10 protein-coding genes, 1 tRNA gene and 1 pseudogene are annotated in these 13,207 nt (G+C 53.6%); 7 read left to right on the forward strand and 5 right to left on the reverse strand.

Going from position 1 to position 13,207, the window contains the following annotated elements; all coding sequences use genetic code 11:
- Positions 1-2: 2 nt before the first annotated feature.
- Positions 3-1,256 carry a glutamate-5-semialdehyde dehydrogenase gene (gene proA, locus G7090_RS04625; protein WP_166181656.1) on the forward strand — a complete coding sequence of 418 codons (1,254 nt, stop codon included), beginning with the start codon at positions 3-5 and terminating at the stop codon, positions 1,254-1,256.
- A 30-nt stretch (positions 1,257-1,286) separates the two neighbouring features.
- Here the strand turns inward: proA and G7090_RS04630 are convergent, their stop codons facing one another.
- On the reverse strand, positions 1,287-3,920 hold the full coding sequence (locus G7090_RS04630) for an EAL domain-containing protein (protein WP_305848667.1): 2,634 nt from the start codon (positions 3,918-3,920) through the stop codon (positions 1,287-1,289).
- A gap of 595 nt (positions 3,921-4,515) precedes the next feature.
- On the opposite strand from G7090_RS04630, the gene G7090_RS23635 reads away from it, so the two are divergent.
- The 5 genes from G7090_RS23635 (at position 4,516) to G7090_RS04655 (ending at position 10,033) form a co-directional block, all read left to right on the forward strand.
- Positions 4,516-5,190 carry a LuxR C-terminal-related transcriptional regulator gene (locus tag G7090_RS23635; protein WP_207630096.1) on the forward strand — a complete coding sequence of 225 codons (675 nt, stop codon included), beginning with the start codon at positions 4,516-4,518 and terminating at the stop codon, positions 5,188-5,190.
- Positions 5,191-5,278: 88 nt separating this feature from the next.
- The gene (locus tag G7090_RS04640) at positions 5,279-5,773 is read left to right on the forward strand and encodes a fimbrial protein (RefSeq protein ID WP_166181657.1); all 495 of its coding nucleotides are present in this window, start codon (positions 5,279-5,281) and stop codon (positions 5,771-5,773) included.
- 61 nt (positions 5,774-5,834) lie between these two features.
- Positions 5,835-6,503: a molecular chaperone gene (locus tag G7090_RS04645; protein WP_166181658.1), complete on the forward strand. Its 669-nt coding sequence runs from the start codon at positions 5,835-5,837 to the stop codon at positions 6,501-6,503.
- Between the two features lie 26 nt (positions 6,504-6,529).
- Positions 6,530-9,019 carry a fimbria/pilus outer membrane usher protein gene (locus G7090_RS04650; protein WP_166181659.1) on the forward strand — a complete coding sequence of 830 codons (2,490 nt, stop codon included), beginning with the start codon at positions 6,530-6,532 and terminating at the stop codon, positions 9,017-9,019.
- A 6-nt stretch (positions 9,020-9,025) separates the two neighbouring features.
- Positions 9,026-10,033, forward strand: a complete 1,008-nt coding sequence (locus tag G7090_RS04655; RefSeq protein WP_166181660.1) for a fimbrial protein — start codon at positions 9,026-9,028, stop codon at positions 10,031-10,033.
- Here G7090_RS04655 and G7090_RS04660 read toward each other — a convergent pair.
- The gene (locus tag G7090_RS04660) at positions 10,020-10,514 is read right to left on the reverse strand and encodes a winged helix-turn-helix domain-containing protein (protein ID WP_166181661.1); all 495 of its coding nucleotides are present in this window, start codon (positions 10,512-10,514) and stop codon (positions 10,020-10,022) included. The two genes, G7090_RS04655 and G7090_RS04660, sit on opposite strands and share 14 nt — an antisense overlap.
- A 344-nt stretch (positions 10,515-10,858) precedes the next feature.
- Between G7090_RS04660 and G7090_RS04665 the strand changes: the two genes are divergently transcribed.
- Positions 10,859-10,934 (forward strand) — tRNA-Thr (locus G7090_RS04665).
- 54 nt (positions 10,935-10,988) lie between these two features.
- On the opposite strand, the pseudogene G7090_RS04670 reads toward G7090_RS04665, so the two are convergent.
- From G7090_RS04670 to G7090_RS04680, 3 genes and pseudogenes are all read right to left on the reverse strand, one after another.
- A pseudogene (locus G7090_RS04670) lies at positions 10,989-11,507 on the reverse strand (alpha/beta hydrolase); the annotation flags it as partial.
- A gap of 77 nt (positions 11,508-11,584) precedes the next feature.
- Positions 11,585-12,061 (reverse strand): nuclear transport factor 2 family protein, encoded by a 477-nt coding sequence (locus tag G7090_RS04675; protein ID WP_166181662.1) that lies wholly within the window; start codon positions 12,059-12,061, stop codon positions 11,585-11,587.
- A gap of 460 nt (positions 12,062-12,521) precedes the next feature.
- Positions 12,522-13,088 carry a TetR/AcrR family transcriptional regulator gene (locus tag G7090_RS04680; protein ID WP_166181663.1) on the reverse strand — a complete coding sequence of 189 codons (567 nt, stop codon included), beginning with the start codon at positions 13,086-13,088 and terminating at the stop codon, positions 12,522-12,524.
- Positions 13,089-13,207 lie beyond the last annotated feature (119 nt).

The raw sequence follows: 13,207 nt of genomic DNA on the forward strand, positions 1-13,207 counted from the left end.
ACATGCTGGAACAAATGGGCGCCGCTGCCAAAGCCGCCTCGTACAAACTGGCGCTCCTTTCCAGCCGCGAGAAAAACCGCGTGCTGGAAAAAATCGCAGAGTATCTGGAATCACAATCCGCAGAGATTTTACGTGCCAACGAACAGGATTTAGCCGAAGCGCGCGACAACGGCCTGAGCGAGGCGATGCTCGATCGCCTGGCCTTAAACCCCGCGCGCCTGAAAAGCATTGCCGACGATGTGCGTCAGGTATGCAGCCTGGCCGATCCGGTCGGGCAGGTGATTGACGGCGGGCTGCTGGACAGCGGTCTGCGCATTGAACGTCGCCGCGTGCCGCTCGGCGTAATTGGCGTGATCTACGAAGCGCGACCTAACGTCACCCTTGATGTCGCCTCTCTGTGCCTGAAAACCGGTAACGCTGCCATTCTGCGCGGCGGGAAAGAGACCTGGCGTACCAACGCTGCAACGGTAAAAGTGATCCAGCAGGCGCTGGAAGAGTGCGGCCTGCCGGCCGGTGCGGTACAGGCGATTGAAAGCCCGGATCGTGCCCTGGTCAACGAGATGCTGCGGATGGACAAATACATCGACATGCTGATCCCGCGTGGCGGGGCAGGGCTGCACAAGCTGTGCCGCGAGCAGTCGACCATCCCGGTGATCACCGGCGGTATTGGCGTATGCCATATTTTTGTCGATGAGACTGCCGAGATCGAACCGGCCCTGAAGATCATCGTCAACGCCAAAACCCAGCGTCCGAGCACCTGTAACACGGTGGAGACGCTGCTGGTGCATCAGCATATCGCCGAACGCTTCCTGCCTGCATTGAGCCAGCAGATGGCGCAGAGCGGCGTCACCCTGCACGCCGATGCCAGTGCGCTGACGCTGCTGAAAGCGGGCCCGGCGAAGGTTGAGGAAGTGAAAGCAGAACAGTATGACGACGAGTTTTTGTCGCTGGACCTGAACGTGAAAGTGGTTGCCGATCTGGACGACGCCATCGCCCACATTCGCGCCCACGGCACTCAGCACTCGGACGCGATCCTCACCCGTACCCTGAGCAACGCCAACCGCTTTGTGAACGAAGTGGACTCGTCTGCCGTCTACGTCAACGCCTCCACCCGCTTTACCGACGGCGGCCAGTTTGGCCTCGGCGCCGAAGTGGCGGTCAGCACCCAGAAGCTGCACGCGCGCGGCCCGATGGGGCTGGAAGCCTTAACCACCTACAAGTGGGTCGGCTTCGGCGACGATACCATTCGGGCGTAATCCCCGTGCGGGCGGCATCTGCTGCCCGCGCTATCCCTGTGAATTCTGTTCGATACGTTCCTGTGCCGCCGAGTCCAGCGTGGCAATTTGCTCCTGCAACGCCGTCAGGCTGAGCGGCCTGCTGATTAAATAGCCCTGCGTTTCATCGCACTTCATCATCATCAGCTTCTGCAGCTGGCCTTCGGTCTCTACCCCTTCAGCGGTAATACTCAGCGAGAATGCTTTACCCAGGCCGATAATGTTTTCAACGATGGTGTTGGCGCTGTCGCTATCCGGCATGCCGTCGATAAAGGACTTATCCAGCTTGATGCCATCGAACGGGAAATTGCGCAGATAGCTCAGGGAGGAGTAGCCGGTCCCGAAATCATCCATCAGCAGCTTCACGCCCAGCTTCTTCAGCGCCAGCATGATTTCAAGGCTGTTTTCCGGGTTCCACAGGGTGGCGTTTTCGGTGATTTCGATCTCCAGCCGGGCCGGGTCTAACTGTGAGATCTGCAGCGCATCCTTAATACGATCCACCACCTGCCAGGACTGGAACTCGACGGCAGAGATATTCACCGAGACCGAGAGACCGTGCAGAGACTGCTGTGCATCCCGACAGGCGGTCTTCAGCACCCAGTCGCTGAGCGGAATAATCAGCCCGGTCTCTTCAGCCAGCGAAATAAACTGATCCGGCATGATCAGGCCAAGCTCAGGGTGATCCCAGCGGATTAACGCCTCCACGGCGATGATCCGCGACAGGTCATGGCCGTAACGCGGCTGGTAAACCAGACGGAACTGCTCTTTTTTAATGCCGTCGCGCAGGCTCTCTTCCATCTCCCGGCGCTGCACCATCTGCTCAGCCATTTCGGGCATATAGAACACCCACTTGTTGCGCCCGGTGCTTTTGGCTTTGTACAGCGCGATGTCTGAGAAGCGCAGGAGTTCGCCCGCATCGACGGCATCGTGCGGCGCCATCGCGATCCCGATGCTGGCCCCGATCACGATCTCATTCCCGTTGATCATGAAGGGGCGGGTCAGCTCGGCAATAATACGTTCGCACAGGGTATCAATGTACCGCCGGTCATGAATGTCGGAGATAACCAGAATAAACTCGTCTCCGCCCTGGCGCGCCACCAGATCGTAATCGCGGATACAGTGCCGGAGCCTGGCCGAGGCCTCATGCAGCACGATATCCCCGGCGCCGTGACCGAACAGATCGTTGACCGGTTTAAACTTATCGAGATCGAGGCTAAGCATCGCCAGCGGGTGCATCTGCGTCGGCTGCGCCCGCAGTTTGCCCTCCAGAAACTCGCGCATCCGCACCCGGTTGGGCAGCCCGGTCAGCTCGTCGTGGCGGGAGAGATACTCCACGCGCGCCTGAGCCTCGACCTCCAGCGTGACATCCGTGGCGGTGCCCCGGTAGCCGGTTATCCCTTCCGGGGTGATAACCGGTTTGATCGCAATATGGCAGTAGCGCTGGTGGCCCATCGCGGAGAGATAGCGGCAGTGCAGCAGGCGGCGATGACCCGTCTGGCCGGGGAGGGTGATCCACTCCGCCAGCGACTGGTTTTCTGCGGACATTAACTCGCTCAGCGGGCGGCCGATCCAGGCTGATATGCTGTGCCCGGTAATGCCAGGAAAACGCTCGGAAAGCCAGGTAAAACGCAGCTCGGGATCGGTCTCCCAGATCCAGTCCGTGGTCGCCTCGGCAACGTCCCGAAAACGGCGTTCGCTGGCGGTGAGCGCCAGACGGTTCTGGGCCAGCAGATAGGTGTTTTCATCATACATCCGCGCCTTTTTAAGCGCGTTGCGTCCCAGCATCAGGCCGGGGATCGCGGTGCAGAGCGCCAGCAGGATCAACAGCGGCAGGATATAGCGCAGCAGCTCCCGCCCAGGGTTATCGCTTTTCCATTCAAAGGTGATTTGCTGGCCATCAATGGGAAGGGTTGCCACTCCGCGTCGCCCTGCCAGTTTCGCGGCGCCCTTGTGCTGCACGCGGGTCTGATTGATACCGTACTCTTCACCCAGCGCGCTGAGCTTACGGGCATCCAGCACGTCAACGAAGACCAGCACAGAGGCCGGGCCGGGAGCTACAGGGATACTCATGTCGTCACCCGTGGTGATGCGCGCTGCCGCCACCAGCGCCGGATGGCCGTCCTTCATCACCACCGTACTGGACACCGGCATGGCGTCCGGTTGGGCTATTTTCTGCAGCAGCTCGGGCAGAGGATCGTCTCCCAGCCAGGTTTGCAGCGAGCCTGTCACCAGCTTGCCGTCGATCACGCTGTAACGGGTCTGCCCGCTGCCGTCCACGACGAACAGCCCTTCGTACTCAAAATCGCGCCACAGCGTGGCACCCATATTCTGCCGGGTGTACGCCCAGTCGGTATCCACGCTGGGATGAAGATGCTGGTAGGCTTCGCCCCACCAGGCGTAGTCCTTGATATGGGTGGTGAGCGTATCGACGCGGTTATGGATCGCCTTTTCCAGCAGCATGGCGCTGTGCTTATCGCTGTCCTGATTGATGTTTCGCACGATCGTCAGCAGCGCGATGATGGCGATAATAAACAGCCCTGACAGCAGGGAAAACATCAGCAGCAGGGCACGTTTGATAAAGGTCGCCGTTCTTTTCGGCTCCAGATCCGTACCGGATATATCATCGGTGACAAAAAATTTATGCATTATTTACCCACTCTCTCAGGCATTTCTGTGTTCCGATTAGAATTAGTATCGACCTGTTCTGGCGGGGCTTTATTTCAAAAAGGTAAAGGTAAAGATAGCCGATTATAGGGTTAAAAGAAGTAGATACGATGCGTGTTAACGGCAAATAGCTGCCAAATGTGACGGAGGATGCGTATGGCCAGGCAAAACGGCAGCAACACACATTCATTCTTGCTGGTTGATCGGCTGGTGAGTAAAAAACAGTCAGCCTATTGCGTGGCCGTCACTATCCACCCTGTTCGTTGCGCTGAAATGTGCGTCTAACCTCCTTAAGTTAAACTATTTAACTTATTGTTTTTAAATGATTTGTTTCTTAATTAATTTTTTAATAAAACTTCATTGGAATTAAGGCTTATGGGGCGTTAGCTTTAAATAAAGAAAATTTCATTATCGAAAATCAATAAGTTTAATATTTAGGATTATTATTACAGATACTGAGGAAGAATCCCATTGGATAAGTGTGGTCTTTTTATTTAATATTTATACATAGATTGTAATGAATATGGGTAACGTATAGCGAGTGCACTAATCAGCTTTTTAAACATGGAGCACCCTATTGAGTTCAATACTGATTTTGAGTGACGATTATATCTTTGGTGAGGCAATAACGGTTTTACTGAAAGAGGTGAAATCAGATGTCAGCACGCAGGTAAAAAAGGATGCGGTGACGGATATTTATTTTGTCACCTGGCGGGGGAGTATCGATCGCACTTTGGCTGCTAACCGATGCAGCGCATTAATCGTAAACATCCATGATAATCTTAATGCCAGAACTATTAGCCTGCTTAATCGGATCAAACGTGAATATCCGCTGATTCGCATTATGGTATTCGTAAATGAGATCGTGGATTATCAAAATCCGTTTATCCCTGTTTTAATGCCGATCTGTGACATTCTGGTTAATCGTTACGAAAGCATACCCGGGATAAAGCGTAACCTGACTCAATTAGGTTTACTTATGCAGCATGGTCCCACGCGTTTGCTAAATCGTTTTTCACGTAGCGGCCGAATCATGCTTAACAGTACTGATTCAATGTTTTCGGCATTATCAAAGCGAGAACGTGAAGTAATGAACTATCTGGCTCAGGGAGAAAGCCCGACGGAAATTGCGGAAGAGTTATATGTAAGTCCTAAAACGGTATACACCCACAGACACCGAATTTATGCCAAGTTGGGTGTCAGGAATATTATTGAGCTGCATAAAATCATGCGCATTAGCGCAATTATTTGATAACCCAGATATACCTCAGCTTCACCAACATCACCTCCATTAACGGCAAACAGACGCCAGGGAGGGTTTATTTAAAAGGATGCTACCCATGAAACATGCCGTTCCTTTAGCTTTACTTTTTTGCAGTGCCACCGCGTTCGCCAGCGACGGCACCATCACCTTTACCGGCACTATCACCGATACGTCATGTACTATTTCCACCAGTAACGTCACGGTCGATTTTGGCACGGTTGCTGCCAGCGCCTTTAAGGCGAAAGGTGACACGACGGGCGGCCGTGCATTTCAGCTGACCCTGACCGACTGCCCGTACGAAAGCGCTACCGTTCGCTTCGACGGCAACGCCGATGCAGAAGGTAAGCTGTTTCAGGTAGATAGTGGGGCAGATAATGCGAGCAATGTGGGCATTGCCATTTATGACGCCAACAATGTTCAGGTGCTGCCAAATAGCCCGTCCAGCGCTTACGTATTGTCAAAGACGGCGGCGAATACGCTTAATTTCTCGGCCAAACTGCAATCCACGGCGGATACCGTCAACGTCGGTAATATTGCCGCGACCTCTAATTTTACCATCGTTTATCCATAATGCTGGGGCTGGTGATAAGCCAGCTCTTTTAATGCGATTAATCCGCTCTGGAGAATAGTAATTGAAATTATTAATTTCACTGTTGCTGATTATATTCTGCATGCAGCCTGCTTTAGCGGGTATTACATTAAGCGCAACGCGGGTGATTTATGATGCATCTGCGAAAGAGGCGGCTATTAGCATTAGCACCTCCGGTGAAAATCGCCCCTGGCTGGTGCAGTCGTGGCTGGAAAATAGCGATCGCGGCGATGCCTCATCACCCTTTGTTATTACGCCACCGCTTTTTAAGTTGATGCCAGATACGGCCTGGCAAATTCGTATTACCAAAATACGCGATACGCTGCCGCAGGATCGCGAATCACTTTTCTGGCTCAATGTTAAAGCTATTCCCGCAGTGGATAGCAATGAGCATAACCGTATGCTTATTGCCACCAAGAGCGTAATGAAATTGATTTGGCGTCCCGCATCGTTAAGCGCATCAGCCGCGGCCGATGCAGTAAAGCAGATTAGCGCCAAAGGCGATGGGCAAACCATTACGCTGCGCAACCCGGGTCCCTATTTTATCAATATTGGTTCGCTACGGGTAAATGGTCTGCCGGTAAAGACGCCGGGCTATATCGCCCCCTTTGCCACCCGCTCCATTAGTCATCCACAACGGCAGGGAAAGCTTGAGATCCAGGCGATAAACGATTACGGCGGTTTAACCTCGGCAGTCACGCTTGATTTCTAATCATCAGATCAATATGGACATAGAAGATGAGAGCAAGAAAGCTGGCGCTTTTGCTGACCTGGGGCTGCACGCCGTGGGGCGCGCATGCCGATCTCTATTTTGATACTAACGCGTTAGATCTCTCTGATGAGCAGAAGCAGCAGCTTAATCTTCAATCGTTTAGCGATCCCGAAACGGCTTCGACCGGGGACTGGGATGTGGAGGTACTGGTAAACGGCGTGGCTACCGGGCAGCGCACCATCACCTTCGATGCCTGCGGGAAAAGGCTCTGCGCCCGCTATTCACCGGCGCTGCTGTCTGAGCTGGGCGTGCGCACCGAACAGTTTCCTGAGCTGGCCGCGCTGCCAGCCGATCAGGGGCTGACGGGCATTGAAAATTATATTCCGCACGCAACGAGCCTGTTTGACCCGGCACGGCAACAGCTGCTGCTGATGGTTCCTCAGGCGGCGTTAAAGCCGATGATCCGCGGCGATGTTTCACCCGCGCGGTGGGACGATGGCCTGCCGATGCTGTTTACCAGCTACAACCTCAACGGTATGGCGTCGCGCTACCAGGATAGCAGAGACCGCTCGCAGTACCTCAACCTGCGCAATGGCGCTAACCTTGGCCCCTGGCGCTTACGCAACTACAGCTATTACAGCCATGATAATCATAGCGGCGACCGCTGGCAGAGCATGCAGACCTGGCTTGAGCGCGATATCCGGGCGTTGCGATCGCGCCTGACGCTGGGTGAAAGCGCCACCACGGCGCTGGTCTTTGACAGCTTTAATTTTAGCGGGCTGATGCTGGCCTCGGACGACGGCATGCTGCCGCAGAGCCAGCAGGGCTTTGCACCCATCATTCGCGGCATCGCTGTGAGCCATGCGCAGATCGAGGTGCGCCAGAAGGGCAATATTATCTACCAGACGTGGGTGCCGCCCGGCGCGTTCGAAATAACCGATCTTTTTCCCACCTCCTCAAGCGGCGATCTGAACATCACCATCCGGGAAGAGGATGGCAGCGTCCGTACCTTCGTGCAGCCGTTTTCATCCGCACCGGCCATGGTGCGTGAAGGCCAGCTGAAATACGCGCTGAGCGGCGGCAAATACCGTAGCGATTACGCCTCGGCTACCCAGCAACAGTTCGTCCAGGGCGAGATGGTTTACGGTGTGCTGAACGCGACCACCCTGTATGGCGGCGTGACGGGAGCCGAACATTATGCCGCGGCCGCCGTGGGTATTGGCCAGGGGCTGGGCGAACTGGGGGCTGTCTCAGTCGATATCACCCGTGCGCAAAGCCGTTTTTCTGACCGGGACAAGGCTAAGGGCAACTCGGTGCAGTTTCGCTACAGCAAAAATATCACCGCCACGGACACCACCATGACACTGGCGGGTTATCGCTACTCGACCGCCGGCTATTACAGCTTTGAAGAGGCCAGCGAGGCCTGGCGGGACGATCGTTCGCACGCGTATGGCCAGCCGAAGCAGCGCATGCAGATGATCCTGAACCAGAGCCTCGGCGAGGGGGGAGGCCTCACCTTATCCGCGTATCAGCAAAACTACTGGCGGGGTGATGGCAGCAAAACGCGCTCTTTGACGCTCGGCTACAACGTGAACATCTTCGGGGTGGGGGTGTCGCTCAGCTACAGCGATAACCAGACCCGGGGACACGAGGGTAACGATAAAATCGCGTCGCTAAACCTTTCGCTACCGCTGAACCGCTGGCTGAGTCGATCCAATACCGCGCTTGCCAGCTATAGCCAGACGCACGCGCAGAGCGGACGCAGTCAGAACCAGGCCACCCTGTCCGGGACCGCGCTGGAGGATCGCAACCTGAACTATTCCCTGTCGCAAAGCTATGTCAACGATGATCAGACCGGGCATAGCAGCGGCAGCGCTGCCAGCCTCCGCTACACCGGCAGTAAAGGGGTGGCATCCGTGGGGTACTCCACGGAATACGGGCAAAGCCAGCGCATTAACTATGGGCTGCAGGGCTCGCTGTTGTTACATCCTTATGGCCTGACTGCAGGGCAGGAGCTTGCGGAAGGGGGAGCCAGCGCGCTGGTGCACGCCCCCGGCGGCGGAAGCCTGAAAGTGAAAAACGCCACCGGTGTCTCAACCGATAGCGCGGGGAACGCCATCGTGCCGTGGCTGACCGTCTATCAGGAAAACATCATTCCAATTGACGCCCAAAGCGCGGCGGACGATGTGGAGATTGGCAACACCCTGCAGCGCGTGGTTCCCAGTCGCGGCGCGCTGGTGCTGGCGGAATTCAAGCCTCAGCGCGGTAACAGGCTCTATACCCGGCTGTTCTGGCAGGGGAAAAATGTCCCCTATGGTGCGCTGGTGAATGCCGGCGACTCGCACAGCGGCATCGTTAACGAGCGTGGTGAGGTCTACCTCAGCGGGCTGGATGACAGGGTGGCGCTTAGCGTGACATGGGGTAGCGGCAAAGGCTGTGTGGCGTCCGCCGATCTTAGCAAGGTCACGAAAGTTAACGGTATCGCCATTATGGATCTCGAATGCAGGACGAATTAAGGAGTGATGATGAGAAAATGGGCTTTATACGCGGCGCTGGCGGGGCTGAGCGTTAGCGCCACCAGCGTGCGGGCCACCTGTACCCTGCAAAACGGGGCGAAGGCGGGGAGCGTCTCTATCTCCTTTTCGACAGAGACGTTCGATCCCGGTGTCAGCGCCGGTACGCAAAAACAGACGCGGGCAATAAGCAATGCGACTATGGCATCGGCGATGGGCATCACCGGGTCGCAGCGTATCGCCGCCTGCAACGGCGGAGAAAACCTGATGATCACCGACAGCGCCTATACCGTGCGGGCAGGCTACTCCCCGGGGAATACCGGCTATATAGAGACGGGGATACCCAACCTCTATATGTATATTGTTTATACCCCCGGCACGGCGACGGGTATCCTGTTTCCGACCACCGCGGGAGGGAGCTACAGCCGTCTGGCAAGCACCATCAACAGCGGATCCGGCCGCTGGGTTGATATTGGGAATGCCACCGTCTATCTGTATCAGGCGGGCAGAATATCTCAGGGCGGCGTAGTGCCAGCAGGATTATTAGCCCGCTGGCGAACCTCTGATGGGGTTAATTTTGTCGATATCATGCTCAATAGCTTTGTCGTCAACGTCAAAAGCTGCTCGCTAATCAATAACACCCCGACAGTGCCCCTGGGAGAGGTTCACGTCTCGCATTTCACCGGCGTGGGTAGCAGCGCCGGGAGCAAGCCTTTTTCGCTGGATATGGATTGCGACTCCAGCATCAAGCCGACGGTGACATTTACCGGCGTCTCGACCTCTGGCGGAACGGTACTGCCGCTGGATAATTCAGATGCCTCCACCACGGCGAAGGGGGTGGGCCTGGAGCTGCTTTATGGACAGAATACGGTAACGCTGGGTCAGGCGCTCTCTCTGGGCACCACCAGTAGCGGCGTGAACAGCTACGGCTTTACGGCCCGCTATGTGCAGACGGAAAGCCGTATTCAGGCCGGAGAAGCCAATGCGACGGCAAACTTTACGATTAATTATGAATAAGTATGGCGATAAGAATAAGCATCAATACTGCATTAGATATAAGCAGCGTATAAAAAAAGCGTAATGACAACGTGATGCCGGATTGATTATCTGGCCCCGTCGACGTTGTAGTTTCGTTATCAGTTACAGGCGGAATTTCATCGATGGGTAAGGCGGAAAAATGCGGGCAAAGCTGAAAACCTTTTCGTGGAACGGTAATGATAGCCTCTTCCTGGATTCCCGCTTTTTTAAGACTATTACGGAGCTGATAAATATGTTGGTGCAGCGTGTTATTAGTAATCCACTTCCCCCGATCGCCCCATATCTTACGGCTCAGGTAAGGGTAGGCACAGAGATCGCCCTGCCTGGTAATCAGCAGCTTAAGACAGTTAGTTGCGGGCCTGCTAAGTGAGACTTTATTGGAAAAACAGAGTGAAGTTGAGAGCAAGCCAGCGGCCGCATTAAAATAAACGTGATTGTTCAGCAAATAGACATCTTTCATGATAATTCCTTTTAATCATTCCAGGTGGGTTTGTTATAAACTATATACAATCGTAACAAGCTTATGGGGCTGTTTTGAATAATTTACATAGCTTCATGTTTAATAACAAAAATAGACTAGGAAGAGTAAGACGATTATTCAGGGCTGGACGTATTATTATTCTACGCCTCTTTTGCAGCAAATCTAAGACAAGCCGTGTCGGCGGATGACTGCGCCCGGCAGGAGCGGTAAGCGCACAGGGAAACGATGCAAAAATAGCCGTTCGGTGCATAAGGCTATTGACGCATCGCGAGGTTAGATCTAGGCTTTTGCCCCGTGGTTACGTTCGTAACCGGCCTCTCAGGGCCGATATAGCTCAGTTGGTAGAGCAGCGCATTCGTAATGCGAAGGTCGTAGGTTCGACTCCTATTATCGGCACCAATTCAAGCCGTGCAGAGAATGACCAGCCGGTGAGCCACGCTGGCCACCTTGTCGTTATTTCAAATGTTCTTTCAGCTGATAACCCGCCTGACTAATAGCAGTCCGCACGGCAGGGACATCACTCAGCGCGTTCAGCAGACCATAATCATGGATTAATCCGTTGTAGCGCGTAACCGTCACGTCTACACCGGCGGCATCAAGTTTGCGACCAAAAGCCTCGCCTTCATCGCGCAGCACATCAAGTTCAGCCGTCTGAATCAGAGTGGGTGGCAGCCCCTGCAACTGTTCGGTTGTTGCGCGCGGCGGAGAGGCAAGAATGTTATTTCTGTCGCTCTCATTGGTGGTGTAGGCATCCCAGAACCACTTCATCATATTGCGTGTCAGGAAATAGCCGTTTTCATACTGATTATAAGAATCGGTATTAAAATTCGCGTCAGTGACAGGCCAGAGCATGACGTCATAGCGAATAGCAGGCGTTTTATGTTGTTTAGCCTGAAGCGCTACGGCCGCGACCATATTACCGCCGACGCTGTTACCCACCAGTGCCAGACGTTTGCCGTCCACGCCAATATCGGGCTTATCAAGACCTGATAAGCCCAGGGCATTATTTGAATTTGAAACTCTTATCTGCAGAGGAATAAACCGGGACGTTACAGGCCAAGTTCCGATAACCCTGGATGATCGTCCGGACGACGCCGCAGCGGCCAGTGGTACTTGCGCTCGCTTTCCTTGATGGGCATATCATTGATACACGCGAAACGGCGTTGCATCAGACCATCTTCGCCGAATTCCCAGTTCTCGTTGCCGTAAGAACGGAACCAGTTACCTGAATCATCGCGCCACTCGTAGGCATATCTGACTGCAATGCGGTTACCGCCAAATGCCCATAATTCTTTAATAAGACGGTACTCAAGTTCCTTTTTCCATTTGCGCTCAAGGAATCCTTTGGCTTCTTCTCGATTATTGGCAAATTCTGCGCGGTTACGCCATTTGGTATCCAGAGAATAGGCCAGCGAGACCTTTTCAGCATCGCGGCTGTTCCAGCCATCTTCAGCAAGTCTTACTTTTTCAATCGCTGATTCAAGGGTAAACGGCGGAATCGGTGGACGGATTTGTGCATCAGACATGGTAAAGACTCCTGTAAATTTGGGTGGATCGGTATGATCCTGCTTTACGAAACTCAGACATAAATTCCTCCACTGTTATTTGATGGTTCAGCATTGTCTATTAGCACTGACATTCATTTTCAGAGGGGGCGTCGTGTCTATGAGTTGATGGTAGAACGATCGTTCTACCTCGTCAACATAGTTTTTATGAAAATAGTTAAAAAATAAAAAACATCTCGATAAGGTTTTTAATTTGCTGATTAATAAGGTTTTAATGAAATGAGGAATAGCGGTAGGGATAAGGGAAGGAAAAGCAGAATACGATATCTATCGTTAGGGGTGAATTAACGATAATAAAAGTTGATACAGGGAGTTAATATTTCAGGGCACAGTGTGGAATTAAATTAATCACATATGTGTCAAAGCCTCCAGTAATACTGGATATTCAGTGAGTATTCTATCTCTGGAATTCAGGCCTCTGTTATGAGACCTGTTTCAGTAATAGCTGAGCAATATCTTTGGCATCATCTGCGGCGCTGTAATCGCCCATAACACGTGACATAGTGATGGCACCTTCAATCAATAACAGCAACTGCCTTGCCAGTGCTGAGGAGTGCTCAATATTCAGCTGTCCGGTAAGTTCAAGGGCATAGTCCAGGATTTTTTGTTTATGCAGTCTGGCAATCTGGCGAACGGGATCGGCACTGTCACCCACTTCCCCCGCGGTGTTGATGAATGCGCACCCGCGATAGCCCTCTGACTCAAACCATCCTTTGAGCACGGTGAACATATTCAGGATGCGTTCCTGCGGCGTATCCGCTTTGTCGCACTCAGTCCTGAACCATTCCATCCAGCGTACATCCCTTGCGTTCAGCGCTGCTGCCGCCACTTCGTCTTTGTTGGCGAAATAGCGATAAATACTTTTGCGCGCCACACCTGAAGTCTTTACCAGAAGATCCATACCGGTGGCATGAATACCGTTCTGATAAATGAGCTGTTCAGCGGTCGCGAGAATTTTTTCTCGGGTATCAGTCGTATTTTTGTTCATGGGTTAATGGTAGAACGATCGTTCTCCTCGGTCAAGTGTGCGTCAACACTCTTTTTGACCAGAGGGGTTAATGAGATGGGGGCGGTCAGCCTGAACGCGTCATCTGACAAACACAGGCG

It is taken from the genome of Leclercia sp. 29361, from assembly GCF_011290365.1.
Taxonomy (GTDB): Bacteria; Pseudomonadota; Gammaproteobacteria; order Enterobacterales; family Enterobacteriaceae; genus Enterobacter; species Enterobacter tamurae.

What these genes read in the sequence shown, in the direction of transcription:
- proA (WP_166181656.1), top strand. Translation starts at nt 3, where the DNA reads ATGCTGGAACAAATGGGCGCCGCTGCCAAAGCCGCCTCGTACAAACTG.
- G7090_RS04630 (WP_305848667.1), bottom strand. Translation starts at nt 3,920, where the DNA reads ATGCATAAATTTTTTGTCACCGATGATATATCCGGTACGGATCTGGAG.
- G7090_RS04640 (WP_166181657.1), top strand. Translation starts at nt 5,279, where the DNA reads ATGAAACATGCCGTTCCTTTAGCTTTACTTTTTTGCAGTGCCACCGCG.
- G7090_RS04650 (WP_166181659.1), top strand. Translation starts at nt 6,530, where the DNA reads ATGAGAGCAAGAAAGCTGGCGCTTTTGCTGACCTGGGGCTGCACGCCG.
- G7090_RS04655 (WP_166181660.1), top strand. Translation starts at nt 9,026, where the DNA reads ATGATGAGAAAATGGGCTTTATACGCGGCGCTGGCGGGGCTGAGCGTT.
- G7090_RS04660 (WP_166181661.1), bottom strand. Translation starts at nt 10,514, where the DNA reads ATGAAAGATGTCTATTTGCTGAACAATCACGTTTATTTTAATGCGGCC.
- G7090_RS04675 (WP_166181662.1), bottom strand. Translation starts at nt 12,061, where the DNA reads ATGTCTGATGCACAAATCCGTCCACCGATTCCGCCGTTTACCCTTGAA.
- G7090_RS04680 (WP_166181663.1), bottom strand. Translation starts at nt 13,088, where the DNA reads ATGAACAAAAATACGACTGATACCCGAGAAAAAATTCTCGCGACCGCT.